The sequence below is a fragment of the Isoptericola dokdonensis DS-3 genome (genome assembly GCF_001636295.1).
In the GTDB taxonomy this organism is placed as follows: Bacteria; Actinomycetota; Actinomycetes; order Actinomycetales; family Cellulomonadaceae; genus Isoptericola; species Isoptericola dokdonensis.
Window position 1 is genome coordinate 2,513,236 of record NZ_CP014209.1, and the last position, 17,313, is coordinate 2,530,548.

The 17,313-nt window shown below is 73.9% G+C and carries 13 protein-coding genes; 6 read left to right on the forward strand and 7 right to left on the reverse strand.

Features of this window, described 5'->3' with window-relative positions:
• Positions 1 to 64 precede the first annotated feature (64 nt).
• A complete protein-coding gene (locus I598_RS18090) occupies positions 65 to 1,246 on the forward strand; it encodes a ThuA domain-containing protein (protein WP_068203118.1) in 1,182 nt (393 codons plus the stop codon).
• Between the two features lie 139 nt (positions 1,247 to 1,385).
• Positions 1,386 to 1,553: a response regulator transcription factor gene (locus I598_RS18095; protein ID WP_418268494.1), complete on the forward strand. Its 168-nt coding sequence runs from the start codon at positions 1,386 to 1,388 to the stop codon at positions 1,551 to 1,553.
• Between the two features lie 28 nt (positions 1,554 to 1,581).
• Here the strand turns inward: I598_RS18095 and I598_RS11750 are convergent, their stop codons facing one another.
• Positions 1,582 to 4,920, reverse strand: a complete 3,339-nt coding sequence (locus tag I598_RS11750) for a rhamnan synthesis F family protein (RefSeq protein WP_068203119.1) — start codon at positions 4,918 to 4,920, stop codon at positions 1,582 to 1,584.
• Between the two features lies 1 nt (position 4,921).
• Positions 4,922 to 8,098, reverse strand: a complete 3,177-nt coding sequence (locus tag I598_RS11755; protein ID WP_157557222.1) for a CDP-glycerol glycerophosphotransferase family protein — start codon at positions 8,096 to 8,098, stop codon at positions 4,922 to 4,924.
• Positions 8,099 to 8,507: 409 nt separating this feature from the next.
• On the opposite strand from I598_RS11755, the gene I598_RS17430 reads away from it, so the two are divergent.
• A complete protein-coding gene (locus I598_RS17430) occupies positions 8,508 to 9,899 on the forward strand; it encodes a polysaccharide deacetylase family protein (RefSeq protein ID WP_083973224.1) in 1,392 nt (463 codons plus the stop codon).
• A 10-nt stretch (positions 9,900 to 9,909) separates the two neighbouring features.
• Here the strand turns inward: I598_RS17430 and I598_RS11765 are convergent, their stop codons facing one another.
• Positions 9,910 to 10,953 (reverse strand): zinc-binding dehydrogenase, encoded by a 1,044-nt coding sequence (locus I598_RS11765; RefSeq protein WP_232314142.1) that lies wholly within the window; start codon positions 10,951 to 10,953, stop codon positions 9,910 to 9,912.
• A 72-nt stretch (positions 10,954 to 11,025) separates the two neighbouring features.
• Here I598_RS11765 and I598_RS11770 point away from each other — a divergent pair, with 72 nt between their 5' ends.
• The gene (locus I598_RS11770; protein ID WP_068203121.1) at positions 11,026 to 11,607 is read left to right on the forward strand and encodes a TetR/AcrR family transcriptional regulator; all 582 of its coding nucleotides are present in this window, start codon (positions 11,026 to 11,028) and stop codon (positions 11,605 to 11,607) included.
• An 11-nt stretch (positions 11,608 to 11,618) separates the two neighbouring features.
• Here I598_RS11770 and I598_RS11775 read toward each other — a convergent pair whose 3' ends face one another.
• From I598_RS11775 to I598_RS11785, 3 genes are all read right to left on the reverse strand, one after another.
• On the reverse strand, positions 11,619 to 12,278 hold the full coding sequence (locus I598_RS11775; protein ID WP_068203122.1) for a response regulator: 660 nt from the start codon (positions 12,276 to 12,278) through the stop codon (positions 11,619 to 11,621).
• A complete protein-coding gene (locus tag I598_RS11780) occupies positions 12,275 to 14,254 on the reverse strand; it encodes a sensor histidine kinase (protein WP_068203123.1) in 1,980 nt (659 codons plus the stop codon). The genes I598_RS11775 and I598_RS11780 overlap by 4 nt, the downstream gene beginning before the upstream one ends.
• 65 nt (positions 14,255 to 14,319) lie before the next feature.
• The gene (locus tag I598_RS11785) at positions 14,320 to 15,003 is read right to left on the reverse strand and encodes a hypothetical protein (RefSeq protein ID WP_068203124.1); all 684 of its coding nucleotides are present in this window, start codon (positions 15,001 to 15,003) and stop codon (positions 14,320 to 14,322) included.
• Positions 15,004 to 15,300: 297 nt separating this feature from the next.
• Here I598_RS11785 and I598_RS11790 point away from each other — a divergent pair, with 297 nt between their 5' ends.
• Positions 15,301 to 16,236 carry an SDR family oxidoreductase gene (locus tag I598_RS11790; protein ID WP_068203125.1) on the forward strand — a complete coding sequence of 312 codons (936 nt, stop codon included), beginning with the start codon at positions 15,301 to 15,303 and terminating at the stop codon, positions 16,234 to 16,236.
• A 53-nt stretch (positions 16,237 to 16,289) separates the two neighbouring features.
• Here I598_RS11790 and I598_RS11795 read toward each other — a convergent pair whose 3' ends face one another.
• Entirely contained in the window at positions 16,290 to 16,586 is a 297-nt protein-coding gene (locus I598_RS11795) for a hypothetical protein (RefSeq protein WP_068203126.1), read from the reverse strand.
• A gap of 178 nt (positions 16,587 to 16,764) precedes the next feature.
• Between I598_RS11795 and I598_RS11800 the strand changes: the two genes are divergently transcribed.
• Positions 16,765 to 17,301 (forward strand): TIGR03086 family metal-binding protein, encoded by a 537-nt coding sequence (locus I598_RS11800; RefSeq protein WP_068203127.1) that lies wholly within the window; start codon positions 16,765 to 16,767, stop codon positions 17,299 to 17,301.
• Positions 17,302 to 17,313: the final 12 nt, after the last annotated feature.

The following is a 17,313-nucleotide window of genomic DNA, read 5'->3' on the forward strand; positions in this document are numbered from 1 at the left end:
GACCCCGACGCGCTTAAAGTGAGTCGTGCCACACCGGCTACCGCCACATGCGCAAGGGAGCGTCATGAGCACTCGACACACCGGCCGTCGCCTCGCCGCGGCCACCGCCACCACCGCCGTCGTCCTCGGGGTCACCGCCCTGGGCGCCGTGCCCGCCACCGCCCACGGCGGCCACGGCGGCCACGGCGGCCACGGCGACAAGGACGACTACGAGATCCTCGTCGTCGGCGAGACCCTCGGGTTCCGCCACTCGCACATCGACGAGGTCACCGAGGCCCTCATCGGCCTCGGCCAGGACAACGGGTTCACCGTGGACGTCTGGGACCCGCCGAACAGCTCCGCCGGCTGGTGGGGCAGCGGCTCCCCCGGACAGCCCGACCTCACCCTGCCCTCCACCCCGTTCACCAGCACCGAGAACCTGTCCCAGTACTCCTCGATCGTGTTCGTCTCCCCCGTGGACAACACCAACAGCCTCAACCCGGCCACCCCGCGGCTCCTCGACGACGCCGAGCTCGCGGCGCTCCAGGGGTACGTGCACGACGGCGGTGGCGTCGTCGGCCTGCACGCCGCGACCGACACGATGCACACCTCCCCCTGGTACACCGACCTCGTCGGCGGCGGCGCCCGGTTCTCCGGCCACCCGCAGCAGCAGACCGCCACCATGCGCGTGGAGAGCCCCGCCCACCCGTCCATGGAGGGCGTCCCGCTCGTCTGGGAGCGCTGGGACGAGTGGTACAACTACACGCTCAACCCGCGCGAGAACGTCCACGTCCTCATGACCCTCGACGAGTCCACCTACACCGGCGGCACCATGGGCGAGGACCACCCGATCGCCTGGTGCCAGAACTTCGAGGGCGGCCGCTCCTGGTACCAGGGCGCCGGCCACGTCGAGGAGTCCTGGACCGACCCGACCTTCCTCACCTCCGTGCTGCGCGGTGTCGAGTGGACCGCCGGGAAGGTCAGCGGCGGCGGCAACTGCGTCACCTGGTCCGAGGTCGACGGCCTCGTCGACGACCTCGGCGACGGCCACGGCCGCGACCGCGCCGCCGCGAAGGTCATCGGCAAGCAGCTCGACAAGGCCGAGCAGCTCGCCGACGCCGACAAGCCGTGGAAGGCCGTCCTCGTGCTCCGCACGTCCGCGGTGCTCGCCGACGCCCTCGTGCGCGGCGACGCCGGCGACGTCCTGCACGACAAGATCGACGACCTCGCCGACTGGCAGAAGGGTCTCGCCCAGGCCGGTCTCTGACCGGTTCGCACCACGGACCGCCCGGCGCCCTCGAGGCGCCGGGCGGTCCGTCGTCAGCGGGTTGCCCACGGGTCGAGGACCCGGACCCCCAGCGGCTCGACGTGCCGCGCTCGACACCCTGACCGCGCGCGAGACGGACGTGCTGCTCGCCGTCGCGCGCGGCCTGTCCAACGCGGAGGTCGCCGCCGCCCTGTTCATCGGCGAGCAGACGGTGAAGTCGCACGTCTCCGAGGTGCTGCGCAAGCTCGGCTGCCGCGACCGCGTCCAGCTCGTCATCACGGCCTACGAGTCCGGGCTGGTCCGCTGAGCCGTGCCGGGCGCGGGCGGGCCGGCGGTCAGGCCATCCGCTCGCCGAACGGCTTCCCGACGCCGTAGACCTCCGTGAGGTCGCGGATCTTCTCGACCGCCCGCGCCGCGCTCGCACCGTCGAGGTGGTCGTGGAACAGGCGCCGCTTGAACGTGTACGTGGCGTCGGGCTGTGCGGTGAGCAGCCCGTCCAGGGCCGCCCACAGCTCGTCGAAGGTCCGGGTCACCGCGCCGGGGAACACGTCCTCCAGGTCGGCGACGCGGCGTCGGGAGACCGGTGCGACGTCCGGGACGAAGGTCAGCACGGGTCGACCGGTGACGAGGAAGTCGACGAACGAGCCCGACACGTCGGTGAGCAGCGCCGTCGCCTCCCGGTACAGCACCTCCGGGTGCGTCACCCCGGACAGGTCGAGGAACGGGATGCCCTCGGGGGAGGACGCCGGCAGGCTGCCGGGCAGTCGCCGGGACCGGATCCCGAGCACGCACCCGTGCTGCACGAACCACTCCCCGAGCCGTGCCCGCTCCTCGGACGAGAGACCGTGGTCGCGCTCGAGGTCGTCGTCCGTCACCAGGAGCAGCAGTCGACGGCCCGCCAGGGTCGCCCGGAGGTCGGCGAGCTCGGCCGCCAGGTCGGCGGGCAGGCTCGGCTCGTCACCCAGGATGAAGTCGGTCCGCGGCGACCCGGTGTTCCACACCTGGTGGAACGTCATGGGGTAGGACGCGGCGGTCAGTGCGAGGGTCTCCACCTTGGACGAGCTGAGGAGCGCGCGGTAGCGGGCGTCGTCCGCCGGGTTCTCACCGTCGGCGACCTCGAGGCGCTTGTCCCGCCCGGAGGAGCCCAGCCGGACGATGTTGTGGAACTCCCCGGAGACCGGGTAGAGGACCTCGGACCGCAGGTCGACGTCGACGAGCACCGTGCCCGCCTGCAGGAGCCGTTCCTGGCCGGCGGGGCTCGCGAGGGCGACGACCTCGACGTTCGCTCCGTCGAGGTCGATCGGCGTGTCACGGCGCAGGACGACCTTGCGGATCGTCGGTTCCTGCCGGACCTGTTCGAAGACCGCCCGGACGTTGCCCGTCAGCTCCTGCGTCGTCGGGTCGACGGGGAAGACCCAGAGCTCCGGCCGTCGGACGGTGCGCCGGTCCGCGACGCGGAACTCGTCGTCGGTCAGCAGGTCGGCCGGGGTCTCGGGCTCGGTGCGGTCCGTGACCGCGGAGACGTCGTCGACCGTGGCTCGCAGCGCCGCCGGGTCGACGACGCGTCGGAGGTTCCGCTCGAACAGGTCGACCTGGGCGTCGGGCACCTTCGCCAGGATGCGCTGCTTCCAGGTGCCCAGATCCTTGACACGGAACGGGTTGGTGGCGAGCAGCTGCCGCTTGAGCAGCGGGAAACCCTGGTCCAGGAGGCGGAAGTACCAGCCGTTGCCGGCGGGATCGTACGGGTAGACGTCGCCCACGAAGGTGTCGAACCGGTGACCGTGGGTCACGAGCCAGCGGCTGAGGCCGATCTCGTACCGGAGGAACAGGTTCGACCTGACAGGCTGCCCGACGACGGTGCCCAGGTAGCGGCGGAACTCCGGGTCGCGGACGACCGGCGCACGGAACGCCATGAAGAAGGACGACACGTGGACGTGGTCGATCTGCTTCGGCTCCACCCGGTCGACCAGCACGTCGAGGGCGGCGCGGGAGATCGGCGCGCGGTGCGGGTCCCACGAGGCGTGCTTGCGGGTGGACGCCTGCAGGCCCCACCAGTCCGCGGGGCGGGCGTCCATGCGCGCGAAGACCTCGTCCAGCGGCCGCAGCAGGTAGCAGCTGTCGTTGACCAGCAGGAGCTCGTCGTAGGTCTCCAGGACGTCCCAGCCCACCCGCTCCGCCAGCCGACGGTACGACCCGAAGTCGTACTCGCCGTGCCGCTGCGCCCAGGCACCCTTCGTCACACCCTCGAGCTTCGCCAGCTCCGACGCCGCCATCGCCGAGTCCGCCAGGTAGTACACGTCCGCGAACCGCGACAGCTCGCGCACGTAGTCCACCACGTAGTCGTCGACGATCCCGTCCACGTCGTACGCCGCGAACAGGCACACCCGGCGCACCGCCCGGTCCGTCGGGAGCACCTGCCCGGTGCCGAACCGCCGCGAGGGGAAACGCTCGGGGCGGGTCGACAGGTTCGCCGACCTGCCGACCTGCTCGTAATGCGTGAGGGGAGCGACGCTCTCGTCCGGCAGCGTGAGGTGCTTCGACCAGTACCACCAGGTGTCGAACTGGGGCGACGGGTTGCGCAGCTCCTTCCAGCCGAACTCGCAGTAGTGGGCGAACGGGTTGACGGCACGGACGTCAGGGTTCGCGCGCCAGTAGTACGTGGTGTCGAACATGGTGGACGGGTCGAGGCCCTGCGCGGCCCCGACGCGGACGTAGTGGTCCACCGGGTCCTCGTCCGGCGCCAGGTCCGGGCCCTGGGCGCGGTAGTGCGCGTCGTCGAACGCCCCGGCGTCCCGGATCACCTCGGCCGCCGTCTTGCGCCGCAGGCTCGCCATGTTCTTGCGGGTCGCGTACGGCGTGCGGGAGTCCGCGCTCGTCACCGCCACGGGGACGTCGTCGGCGGCCACGCGGACGGCGTCGCCCGTCTCACCCTCGTCCGCGACGAACAGGTCGACGACCTCGCCCCCGAAGGCGCGCAGCTGCTCCGTCGTGACCTCGGCCTCCCAGCCCGGGGAGCCGGAGCGGAGCGGGACGCTCACAGCGATCTTCGTCCGCTCGCGGCCCCGGGCGACGAGCCGCGCACCGCGCCGGACGCCGGCACCGTCGACGAGCAGGCGCCACACGCCGTCGACGAAACGTGCACCCGTCAGGGTCGGGCGCAGTCGCGAGGAGCCGACCGGCGGTGCGAGACGGACGCTGAGGTTGCCGTGCTTGGTGGCGTACCAGGTGGCCCCGTCGGTCCCGGCGCCGTCCAACGGCCCGGTGCCGAGCTCCGCGCACGACACCCGACGACGCACCCCCTCGCCCGCGTCGTCGTGCACCCAGAGGTCCACGACCTCCGGCCCGAAGACGGCAAGGTCCTGGCGCCGGACCTCGGCGACCAGCGTGTCGTCGCCCGCCTCCACGGGGAGCGCGAGCCGCGCTCCGCTGGACCGACCGGCCAGGACGACGCCGACCCGGCCCGGGGCGTCCGGGCCGGGGCCCGCGACGGTGACCCGCCAGGTGGCGTCGTCGGCGGTGAGACCGACCGCCTGCCAGACGCCGCCGTCGGTGCCCGCCCCGTCGCCGGTCGCCGACGCCGCCGCCACGTCCTTCTCCTGGAACCCCTGCACGCGCGCCGTCCCGTCCACCTGATCGTTCTCGCCGCCCGCCAGGGCGGTCTCTCGTCCGGGCACGTCACGCCACCCGCTCGCCGGACCACGTGCCGAGCCCGCTCTGCTGCCCCAGGTCACGGATCCGCTCGACGACGCGCGCGGAGCTGTCCGCGTCGACGTGGTCGTGCAGCAGCTTCCGCTTCAGGGCGTAGGTCGGGTCGGCCTCCCTGTCGAAGACGTCCTCGAGGGCCTCGCGCAGCTCGCCGAAGTCCCTCGCGATCGGCCCGGGGAAGACCTGGTCCAGGTCGTAGTAGCCCCCACGCTCGATCTCGTACGACTCGAGGTCGAACGCGAAGCTCACCGCGGGCTTGCCGGTGAGCATGTAGTCGATGAAGGCGCTCGAGTAGTCCGTGATCAGCAGGTCCGCCGCCCGGTAGAGGAGCTCGGGGTGCACGAAGTGCGCGTCCGACAGGTCCAGCACGGGGAGGCCGGCGAGCTGCGTGCCGTAGACGCGGGCCGAGTCGGCCATGTGCTCCCGCAGCCCGAGGACGCAGTTGTTCTCCTCCAGCCAGCGGCCCAGCCACTCCAGCTCGGAGGGCTCGAACCGGTAGTACGCCTCGGCCTGGGCGTTGCGGAACGTCGGCATGAACAGCACGAGCCGGCGGCCGGCCAGGAGAGCGCGCAGCCTGTGCAGCTCCGCCGACAGGTCGGGGGCGAGCTCCTGCTCGTCCTGCAGGACGAAGTCGTTGCGCGGCAGGCCCGTGGTCCACACCTGTCCGTGCGTCAACGGGAAGAACGACGCCGCCATCGCGAAGGAGTCGATCCGGGAGGACGCGATCACGGCGCGGTACTGCGACTGCTCCGCCGCCACGGCGTCGAGCATGTGCTTGAAGTCCTCGGAGGCGTAGGCGATGCGCTTGAAGGGCACGCCGTGCCACACCTGGATGATGTTGTGCAGCTCGGCCGACACCGGGTGCACCGCGTTCCTCGCCACGCTGTGCTTGACGAGGATGACGCCCGAGCGCATCAGCAGGTGCTGCCCCTCGGGGCTCTCCAGCGGCACGACGTCGACGTTCACGCCGTCGACCACGATCTCCTTGCCCCGGGTGAGCACGATCTTGCGGATCGCCGGGTCGTCCTTCACCTGCTCGAAGACGGCACGCTCGTTGCCGGAGAAGTTCTCCGTGAAGGCGCAGACGGGGAAGGCCCACCAGTCGGCGTGCTTGGGGCTCAACCGGTCGGCGACCACGAACTCCGACGGGGTGAGCCGCTGCTCCGGGACGGGTGGGTCCTCCACGCCCTCCTCGGTGCCGATCCACAGGCTCGCGCGGAGCTTCTGCGGGTCGGTGATCCGCCGGAGGTTGCGTTCGAACGTGGCCACGGGGGCGTCCGGCGCGACGGCGAGGACGCGGTCGGTCCAGTCCTTGAGCCGGGGGACGTAGTAGTGGTTCTCGGTGAGGAAGAACCGCTTGAGCAGCGGGAAGCCCTCGTCCAGGAGCGTGAAGTGCCACCGCGAGAAGATCGGGTGGAACGGGTAGAGGCTCGTCACGAACGTGTCGAAGGCGTGGCCGTGATGGACCAGCCAGCGGGTGAGCCCGATCTCGTACTTCTGGATGATCGCGATCTTGCTGCGCTGCGCCGTCACCGAGCCCAGGTAGCGGCGGAACTCGGGGTCGCGGAGCACGGGCGTGCGGTACGCGAGGAAGTAGGACGCGACGTGGAAGTCGTACGTGTCGTCGTCCTCGAACCGGTCGATCATCGAGTACCGGACGGAGTCCATCGGGATCGGTGCGCGGAACAACCGCTCCGCTGCCGTCCGGGTGCGCGCCAGACCCTTGGTCGCCTGCAGCCCCCACCAGTCGCAGGCACGGGCGTCCATGCGGGCGAAGACCTCGTCCAGCGGCCGCAGCAGGTAGCAGCTGTCGTTGACCAGCAGGAGCTCGTCGTAGGTCTCCAGGACGTCCCAGCCCACCCGCTCCGCCAGCCGGCGGTACGACCCGAAGTCGTACTCGCCGTGCCGCTGCGCCCAGGCACCCTTCGTGACACCCTCGAGCTTCGCCAGCTCCGACGCCGCCATCACGGAGTCCGCCAGGTAGTACACGTCCGCGAACCGCGACAGCTCGCGCACGTAGTCCACCACGTAGTCGTCGACGATCCCGTCCACGTCGTACGCCGCGAACAGGCACACCCGGCGCACCGGCCGGTCCGTGGGCAGCCGGTAGCCCGGGCCGAGCTCGCGCGAGGGCGTGCGGGACGGCCTCGTCGACAGCCCGGCGGCACCGCCCGACGCGGCATGGTGGGCCAGCGGGTTCACGTCCTCGACGGCCGGGTCGAGGTGCTTGGACCAGTACCACCACGTGTCGAACTGCGGGGACGGGTTCCGCAGCTCCCGCCAGCCGAAGTCGCAGTAGTGGGCCAGCGGGTTGACCCGGCGGGCGTCCGGGTAGGCCCGGCGGTAGTACCGGGTGTCGAACATCGGCGACGGGTCCAGCCCGTCGGCCGCGCCGCGAGCCACGTAGTGCTCGACGGCGTCCACGGTGGCCGGCAGCCCGGGCACCTGCCGCCGGTAGAACTCCTCGTCGAAGATCCCGGAGTCCGCGATGGTCTCGGCGGGGGTGGCGCGGCGGACGCTCAGGCGTCCTGCCGCGTCGGCCGACCAGCGCCACAGACCGTGCGACGCGCGGGCCGGGTCGAGGTCGGTGTCGACACGCAGCCGGCGCCGCAGGACGGCACCCCCGGGTGCCGGGGTGGAGAGGAAGAGGTCGCCGAGCTGCCGACCGAGCGGGAAGACCTCCGGGTGGGCGACCTCGACGTCGAGGGACTCCGGCACGGGGATCTCGACGGCGAGACCGCTCGTGCGCCCGCGGAACGTCAGAGAGAGCTCGTCGCCGACCACGTCACCGAGCCGGAGCGCGAGCTCGACGGCGCCGGGCGCGTCGGCGAGACGGGCCACCGACGGACCTCCGTCGACCCCGACGCCGGCGCCTGCCACCGCCACGCTCAGCCGGCCGTTCACGGTGCGGTACCAGCGCGCCTCCGCCGTGGACACCGCCGCGAGCTCGGTGTCCCACCCTTCGCGGTCCACGGCGACCCGGCGCCGGACGGGACCACCCTCCTCGGGCATCACCTCGACCCACAGGTCCAGCACCTCGGCACCGAGCAGGGTGAGGGCGGCGGCGGAGAGCTCGGCGGACGCCACGTCGTCGGCGATCGTCATCCGTACGACGAGCTCGTCGGCCGCGGACCGGTCGACCAGCACCAGACGCCCCTCGCCGAAGTCCCGGGAGGCCGGGAGCCGGACGTCGAGCCGCACCGCCCGGCGACGCGCATCGAGGCCCGTGACGCACCAGTCGGACGGACGGGGCGGATCCTCACCCCCGCCGAGGGCCCGTGCGACGCGTCGCGGCGCCCATCGCCGTGTCAGCCTGTGGATGGCTGTCCGCATCGTCCGGTCCTCCTGTAGAGCAATCTGCGCGGCACAGCATAGCCGCCGCCCCGAGCCCGTCCCGGCGCCGCCCAGGACGTCCGGGTCGGCGGCGGCCCGGTTCCCACCGGAATGCCGGGCCTGTCCACCCGGGCGGGTGAAAACCGATTCACGTCGGCCGGATCCCGGCCCGCAGGAGCGGCACGCGTTCGACGCGGCGCCCACGACACCGCAGGATCGGAGGATGAGCACCCCGGGCACGACGCCGACGCCTCGCCACCGGCGGTGGTGGGTCGTCGCGCTGGTCGTGGTGCTGCTCGCGGCGGTGGTCGTGGTGGCGGGAGTCCTGGAGCACCGGGCCTGGGAGGACACGGTCGCTCGGTACGAGGCGGACGTCGCCGCGCAGGCGGCGGAGGCCCAGGGGTCGCGCGCCGCGGCGGAGGCGGCCTACACGGCGGGCCACGACGACCTGACGGCGGCGATCGACGCGGGCGTCCCGGTGCTCGCGGCGAGCGAGGACCAGGTCGCCGACGACGACGTCCGCCGGTCCCTCGTGCAGGCGCTGGACCATGCCGAGACGCTGCGGGACACGCCGGTCACGTACCCGGTGCACACGAGCGTGGTGGCGGCGGTGAGCCGCCCGAACCCGTTGCGGTCGCAGACGCTGCCCGCGGTCGAGGCGGAGGTCGTGGAGGCGTCCGACCCGAGCCCGGACGACCTGGACGCCTCGGCCGCCGCGGTCACCGACGCCACGGAAGCGGTCGTCGAGGCCCGGAGGCAGTGGGCGTACGACGCCCTGGGCCCTGCCGTGACCGACGCCCGGGACGCCCTGACCGACCTGACCGGCGAGTCCGTCGACGCCGCGACGGAGCAGGAGCTGGTGGAGGCCGTGACCGCGGCCGGCACGATCCTCGACGCCGGGCCGGACGCCGTCGACGCGGAGGCCGCCGTCGAGCTGCGCGACACCCTGCTGGACACCACCGAGGCCCTGTGGACGGACCGGATCGACCGGGTCGTCACGGCCCGGCGCGCGGCCGCGCAGGCCGACGGCGTCGACTGCACGGTGGACCGGTGCGTCGCCCTGACCTTCGACGACGGCCCCGTCGCGGACACGCGGCGGCTGCTGCGGGTCCTGGAGCGCAGGAAGGCTCCCGCGACGTTCTTCCTGGTGGGCGCCAACGTCGAGCGCAACCCCGAGATCGCGCGCGCCGTCGTCGACGCCGGTCACCTCGTGGCGAACCACTCGTGGAACCACCCGCAGCTCACGACGCTCGACGACGCCGAGGTCCGCGAGGAGCTGCGCAGCACCACCGACGCGATCGTCGACGCCACGGGATTCCGGCCCTACCTCGTGCGCCCGCCGTACGGCGACGTCGACGACCGGGTGCGCGGCATCTCCCTGCGCAGCGGCCTCGACACCGTCCTGTGGTCCCTCGACTCCGACGACTGGCGCACCCGCGACGCCGAGCAGGTGCACGACGACGTGATGGCCCGCGTCGAGGACGGCAGCAACGTCCTGCTGCACGACATCCACCCGACGACGGTCGACGCCGTCGGGAAGCTGGTCCGCGACCTGCGCAAGGAGGGCTTCACGCTGGTCACGGTCGACCTCCTGGTCGAGCCCGAGCAGTCCTGAGGGTGGACCCTCAGGGGTGCAGGACGAGCTTGCCCACGTGGGTGCGCCGCGCCAGGTCCTCCTGGGCGCGCGCGGCGGCGTCGAGCGGGTAGGTCGCGGCGACGACCGGTCGGACGGCGCCTTCTCGCGCGAGGTCCATCAGGAGCGCGAAGTGGTCCCGGGTGTGCATCGACGAGCCGACGAGCCGGAGGTTGTGCAGGTAGAGGCGACGGACGTCGAACGCCACCTCGTACCCGCCGAGGGCGCCCGCGACCACCCAGCGCCCGCCCTCGGCCAGGAGCGGGAGCCCGTCGGCGAGCAGGTCTCCGGCGACGACGTCGAGCACGACGTCGACGCCGTCGGGGGCCGATTCCCGGACCTGGGCGGCGAGGTCGGCACCGCGGTCGAGCACGACGTCCGCCCCGGCCGCGCGGACGTCGTCGAGCTTGGACCCGCTGCTCACGGCGAGCACCCGCGCACCACGGGCGTGGGCGAGCTGCACGGCCGCCAGCCCGACGCCGCCCGACGCCCCGGTCACGAGGACGGTCTCCCCCTCGGCGAGGTCCCCGCGCTCGATCATCCCCAGCGCGGTCCCGTAGGCCGTCGGGAGGGCGGCGAGCTGGTCGTCGGTGAGCGGTGAGGACTCCATGTCGTGCACCTGGTCGGCGGGAGCGGTGACGTACTCGGCGTAGCCCCCGTCGCGCTCGCTGCCGAGGAGCCCGACGGGATGGGCGGCCGGCCCGTCACCGTCGTAGTCCGCGGGGTCGACGACGACGCGTCGGCCCACCAGGTGCGCGTCGACGCCTGCGCCGACGGCGTCGACGCGTCCGGCGACGTCGGCCCCCTGGATGCGCGGCAGGTCGAGCGGTCCGCGCCAGCCGGCGAGCGCCTCCGGCTCGCCCGGCAACCCGTAGGAGCCTTCACGCGTCCACAGGTCGGTGTTGTTGAGCGCGACCGCGTCGACCCGGACGAGCACGTCACCGGCCGCCGGTGCGGGGACGGCCACCTCCACGAGCTCCAGGACCTCGGGGCCGCCGTGGTGGGCGAAGCGGACGGCCTGCATGGTGCTGCTCACGAGAGATCACTCCTCGGTATACTGATCGGTGAACTTCCGCCCCACCGTAACCCGATCGGCGAAGGACCCGCCATGGCACCGGAGCCCGCCCTCTCCCCCGCCGCCCGCCGCATCGTCGAGACGGCCGAGGCGCTCTTCCACGAGCGCGGCATCACCGCCGTCGGCGTCGACCTCGTCGCCGAGCGGTCCGGCGTCACCAAGCGGACCCTCTACAACCGGTTCGGGTCGAAGGACCGGCTCGTGGCTGCGTGCCTCACCGCCCGCGCGACCCGCTGGCGCACCGACGTCCTCGACGCCGTGGCCGCGGCCACCGATCCCGTCGACGCCCTCCTCGCGCCGTTCGAGGCGCTGCGGGAGTGGACCGCGGCGAGCACCCGCGGTTGCGGGTTCGTCAACGCGCTCGCCGAGCTCCCCGACCCTGAGCATCCCGGGCACGGCGTCGCCGTGGGTCAGAAGGCGTGGCTGCTGGACCTGCTGACCGACCTGGCGGCCGCCGCGGGGTCGCCCGATCCGGGCGCGCTCGCGACCCGGCTGCTGATCGTCCACGAGGGGGCGCTCGCCACCAGGCCGACGGGTCTGGACACCCTGGACGCCGCCGTCGGCCTGGCCCGGTCGCTCGTCCGCCAGGACCGTCCGCCCGCCGCGACCGGCTGACCCGCCAGGGTTCAGCCGCCCAGCCCTTCCTCCCGGGCCCGGACGATGGCGGCGGAGCGGTCGCGGAGGGCGAGCTTGGTGAGCACGTTCGCGACGACGTTGCGGACGGTCTTGGGGCTGAGCGCGAGCCGCCGGGAGATGGCGGTGTTGTCGAGGCCGGCGGCGACGAGGTCGAGCACCTCCCGCTCCCGGTCGGTGAGCTGCGGGAACGGGACGCGGGCGCTCGCGCGGCCGCCGACGACGTACGCCATGGCGCGCTCGGCGACGGTGGGCGACAGGATCATGGCGCCCCCCGCGACGGCGAGGACGGCCCGCTCCACCTCCTCGGGCGACGCGGACTTCACGAGGTAGCCGCGCGCTCCGGCACGGACGGCGGCCACCACCGCGTCGTCGGTCTCGTGCATGGACACCACCAGCACGCGCACGTCGGGCCGGCTGCGGGAGAGGTCACGGGTGAGGTCGACGCCGGAGCCGTCGCCGAGGTCGAGGTCCGCCAGGACGACGTCGACGTCCACGCCACGGTCCCCGTCGAGGCCGAGGAGGGCGCGTGCCGCGGCGACGGACGCCGCCTCCCCGACGACGTCGATCCCGGCGAGCGACCCGAGCAGCGCGACCATGCCGAGCCGGAACACGGGGTGGTCGTCCACGACGACGACCCGCACCGCCGTCACCGCGCCGCTCCGGGCGCGGCGAGCGTCACGCCGCCGGGCACGAGCGGCAGCACGGCGTGCACGCGCGTCCCGGGCCGCGGCTCCCCGGGGTGGACGACGTCGACGGCGAGCGTCCCGCCGAGCTCGGCGGCCCGCTCCCGCATGGACCGCGAGCCCACGCCCGCGGTGGCGTCGTCGCCGAGACCACGCCCGGCGTCGGTGCAGGTCAGATGGAGCACGTCGGCGTGCGCCTCGACCGTGAGGCGGCACTCGCCGACGCCGGAGTGCCGGGCGGCGTTGACCACCGACTCGCTCGCGATGGCGTACGCGGCGGCCGCGACCCGCGGGTCGAGCCCGACGAACGGGTCGCACCGCAGGTCGACGACGAACCCGCCGAGCGCCTGCCGTCCCGCGAGCTCGCCGAGGGCGGCCTCCAGGCCGAGGTCGTCCAGCGCCGGCGGGAGCAGGCTGCGCGACAGCGCGCGCACGTCCTCCATGCGCTGCCCCACCTCCTCGCCGAGCGCGTCGAGCACCTGCGCGGCGGCGACCGGGTCGGCGGCGACGACGTTGCGCGCCCCCTGCAGCCCGAGCCGCAGGCCGCTCAGCCACGGGCCGATGCCGTCGTGCAGCTCGCGGCGGATCACCCGCCGCTCGGCGAGGCGGGCCCGGGTGGTGGCGTCCCGCGCGACCTCGAGGTCGCGCGCGGTCTGCGCGAGCGCGAGTCCCGCGCCGAGCACGGGCAGGAGCTGGTCGAGGGCGTCCTGGGTGCGGCGGTCCAGCCGCTCCCCCGCCCGCGGGGCGACGTGAACCCGGCCGAGGAGCCGGCCGCCGTGCACCACGTCGCGCACGTCGTCGCGCACCGCAGCGGGCGTCGTCGCGTCCGGGGCGGGGGCCGCGTCGAACCGCTCGACCGTCACGGAGTCGAGCCGCAGCGCCTCCCGCACACCTGCCGCGAGCGCCGTGACGAGCTCGTCGGCGTCGGCGGCCGAGGCGAGGTGCTGCCCGAGGCTGATCGCCGCCCGCCCCGGGTCACGACCGTCGCCGTAGACGAGGGTGCGCACACGGCCGCGCAGCCACGCGTGCAGCGGCTGGACGGCGACCGCGACCCCGACGGCGGCGACCACCTGCGCCGCGGGACCGTCGACGACCGTGGTGGCGACCACGACGACCACCGCGTAGACGAGGGCCAGGCCGAGGGCGAGCATCGCGGCGACGGTCGCGCGGGACAGGACGAGGTCGATGCCCCACAACCGGTTGCGCAGGACGCACACGAGGATCGCGGCGGGGAACAGCGCCTGGCAGGCGAGGTGGGTGAGGGGCAGCAGGTAGGTGACCTGCGTCGATGCCCAGGTGGCGAGCAGCGGCAGGAACGACAGCGCCATGAGGGCGACGCCGAGCGCCAGCAGCCCGAGACCGCGGCGGTCGGCGACGGGGCCGCGGCGCCAGCGCCAGGCCGTGGCGGCCGCGGTGACGAGCCCCATGACGACGACGGCGAGGATCGCGGGGCGCGGGTCGTCGGGCGGAGCGAGGAAGAAGGCCGCGATGACGGCGACCCCGCCGGCGACGCCGCACCAGCCGCCGATTCCGGGACGTCCCGACCTGACGAACCACGGCACGAGGACGAACAGACCGATCGTGCCCGGGACCCAGGCCCAGCCGTACGCGGCGGTGAGGGTGTCCAGCGGCGGCAGGCCGGGCCGGGAGGACGCGAAGCTCCGCCAGGCGCCGCCCAGCGCGGCGATCCCGCCGCCGAGCGCGGCGAGCGCCACGAGCCAGCCGACGACGTGCGGCCGCCGGGCGAGGATCACGCCGGCGACGGTGCCGTAGACGATCGCCACGGTCGCGTCGACGACGACGAACAGCAGGTCGCCGAGCAGCATCGTGACGCCGGAGGCGAGCTGCAGCACGATCGCGGACACCCCGAGGGCCCACGCGATCCCGGCCACGGTCCACGCGGTGCGAGGCAGCCCGGCGCGGCCGGGCCCGGGCTCGGCCACGGTCCCACGGTAGGGCCGTGACCAGGCCCGGGCCAGGTCGTCGTCGCGAAGTTCACCCACCGGCGTCAGCGGCGGTCGCCGAGGGCGAAGCCGAGCGCGGTGACCAGCAGCCAGAGCGGTCCGGTGAACCCGGCGAGGTACTGCAGCGGGGACACGCCCGCGAGCAGCGTGATGCCGCCGAGGACGAGGCCGACGATCCCGATCCACGTCGGGGCGGCACCGTGCTTGAGCGCGGCGACGCCGAGGGCGACGCCGGTCACACCCGCGCCGACCCACAGCCAGGGGATGGTCGCGACCCAGTCGCTGTAGAAGGCGCCGGACGACGCGACGAGCAGGTCGGGCTCGGCGAAGCCGAAGATGAACTGCGTGTCCAGCCCGGTGCCGAGCAGTCCCGCGACGGAGACGAGCACGAGCCCCCACCCGGCGATCGTCGGGACGAGCGACCCGGCCGGCGCCTGCGCGTCGAGGCGGCGCTTGAGCCCGGCGGCGAAGACGAGCACGAGCAGCGCTGCGGCGATCGTGGCGGTGTGGAAGACGAGGAGCTCGGTGGTGCGGGTACCGAGGTCGGCGACGATGGCGTCCGGGTCCCCGGCGACGGCCTCCCAGTTGACGCCGACGGCCATGGACGCCTGGATGCCGGCCATGGCGAGCGCACCGGCGGCGACGCCGGTCCACGCCCAGGCGCGGGGCGTGCGCGGGCGGGGGGTGCGGGTGGGCGGGGCCGGTGCGGTGGCGGGTGTGGTGTGCACGGTGGTTCCTTCCGGTTCGGCCACGGCCGGTGCCGTGGTGCTGGGAGGAATCTGCGCCGGGCGGCGTCCCGGGCACCAGGGACGGGTGTCCCGGGTCGTCGGGCGGTCTCCGGACGGCCGTCCACCCCCGCCGAGCGTCTCTGAACGTCGCGACTCCCGGCCTGACTCCCGACCTTCAGAGACGCTCGGCGAGGTGTCAGCCACGGATCGTCAGGCCCTGGATCAGGGGGCGCGGGTGCGAGACGGTGGACCCGGGCGCCGTGCCGGCGACCCGGCCACGACGACAGGAGCGACCAGATGGCACCCCGGCAGCACGACGTCGAGATCCCCGGCCTGGCGGGACGGAGGGCGTTGGTCACCGGCGCGAGCGACGGCGTCGGGCTCGAGATCGCCGCGCGGCTCGCCGCCGCCGGGGCCGAGGTGCTGATGCCCGTGCGCAACCAGGCCAAGGGAGCGCACGCCGCCGAGCTGATCCGTGGGCGTACCCCGGACGCCGAGCTCGTGCTGCACGACCTCGACCTCTCGTCGCTGGCGTCGGTCGCCGCCCTCGGCGGCAAGCTCGTGGCGGACGGCGCGCCGATCCACCTGCTCGTCAACAACGCGGGCGTCATGACACCGCCGACCCGGCAGACCACGGCCGACGGGTACGAGCTCCAGCTGGGCACGAACCACCTCGGGCACGCCGCGCTCACCGCCCACCTGCTCCCGCTGCTGCGGGCCGGCCGGGCACGCGTCGTGTCGCAGACGAGCATCGCGGCACGGCGCGCGACGATCGACTGGGACGACCTGGACGCGGAGCGCTCGTACGACGGCATGCGGGTGTACGGGCAGTCGAAGCTCGCCTGCGCGTTGTTCGGGCTGGAGCTGTCCCGGCGCAGCCGGGCCGCGGGCTGGGGGATCACCAGTGCCGTGTCCCACCCCGGCGTGGCCCCGACGAGCCTGCTCGCCGCCCGCCCCGAGGTGGACCGCGCGCAGGACACCCGTGAGGTCCGGGTCATCCGGTGGCTCTCCGCCCGCGGGCTGGTCGTGGGGACCCCCGCGACCGCGGCCCTGCCCGCGGTGCTGGCCGCCACCGCCCCGGACGCGGACGGCCGGTTCTACGGACCGCAGGGGATCGGGCACCTGGGCGGTCGTGCGGGCGAGCAGAAGCCGTGGGCTCCGCTGCACGACGTCGAGGATGCGGCCCGCCTGTGGACGGTCACGGAGGAGCTGACAGGGGTCCCGTTGGCCTGACCGCGCCGGGGACGCCGTCGGGACGTGCCCGACGGCGTCCCGGTCGTCCGTCGTCAGGCCGTGCAGCCGGGCGTGACCGTGGCCGACGCGGTGACGACGTGCCACTCGCCGATGCTCTGGCGTCCGGTGATCACCTTGTAGGTCGAGCCCGACCTGAACGAGGAGTAGACCGTGCCCGGGTTGGACGTGAAGTAGACGCGCACCGAGAACGGCTTGGCCGAGCTGAAGGACACGACCCGGCCCGACGGGCACGTGAAGCCGGGTGCGGCGTTCGCCGCGCCGACAGGGGTGACGACGGCGCCGAGCGCCAGGACCAGGCCGACCAGGCCGCTCAGGAGCTTCTTGTTCATGCTTCCTCACCTTCGACGGGCCGCCCGTCGTCGGACGGCGTGCTGCGATCGTGGCAGCGGCGGCCCTTCGCCGGAAGGGGTTTGTCAGGTTGTCTCACATACTGATTGCCCGCACAGCGATGAGCACGGCACGGGCGGGCGGTCCACCTGGGAGAACCCACGACTCCCCGGAGGGCCCATGTTCGACCTCTCCCCTGCGACCCACGAGATGCTCCGGCTCGTCACCGGCGTCCGCGACGACCAGCTCGACCTGCCCACGCCGTGCGCCGAGTGGTCGGTCGCCGAGCTGCTCGCCCACGTCCATCAGCTCGCCGCCGTGTTCACCGCCAACGCCCGCAAGGCACCGGCGCGCCCACCGACCACGCTCGTCGACGGCTGGCGCGCCGCCGTCCCCGTGCAGCTCGACGCGCTGGCGTGCGCCTGGCGCGAACCGTCCGCCTGGGAGGGCCGGGTGACGGCCGGCGGCGTGCCCATGGCGGCACGGGACAACGCCGTCGTCGCCGTCGAGGAGCTGACGGTGCACGGCTGGGACCTGGCCCGGGCCACCGGGCAGGAGATCGTCGTGGACGACGACCGGCTCGACCACGTGGACCGGTTCTTCGAGCTGTTCGGCGACGACCCGTTCGGTCCGGCGGTCCGCGCGCCCGACGACGCGTCCCGCCTGCAACGGGTCGTCGCCCGCACCGGCCGCGACCCGCGGTGGTCCCCGGCCTGACCGAGCGGCTCC

Excerpts from the sequence above, each read along its gene's own strand:
- I598_RS18090 (WP_068203118.1), top strand. The coding sequence starts at position 65 with ATGAGCACTCGACACACCGGCCGTCGCCTCGCCGCGGCCACCGCCACC.
- I598_RS17430 (WP_083973224.1), top strand. The coding sequence starts at position 8,508 with ATGAGCACCCCGGGCACGACGCCGACGCCTCGCCACCGGCGGTGGTGG.
- I598_RS11770 (WP_068203121.1), top strand. The coding sequence starts at position 11,026 with ATGGCACCGGAGCCCGCCCTCTCCCCCGCCGCCCGCCGCATCGTCGAG.
- I598_RS11790 (WP_068203125.1), top strand. The coding sequence starts at position 15,301 with ATGGCACCCCGGCAGCACGACGTCGAGATCCCCGGCCTGGCGGGACGG.
- I598_RS11795 (WP_068203126.1), bottom strand. The coding sequence starts at position 16,586 with ATGAACAAGAAGCTCCTGAGCGGCCTGGTCGGCCTGGTCCTGGCGCTC.
- I598_RS11800 (WP_068203127.1), top strand. The coding sequence starts at position 16,765 with ATGTTCGACCTCTCCCCTGCGACCCACGAGATGCTCCGGCTCGTCACC.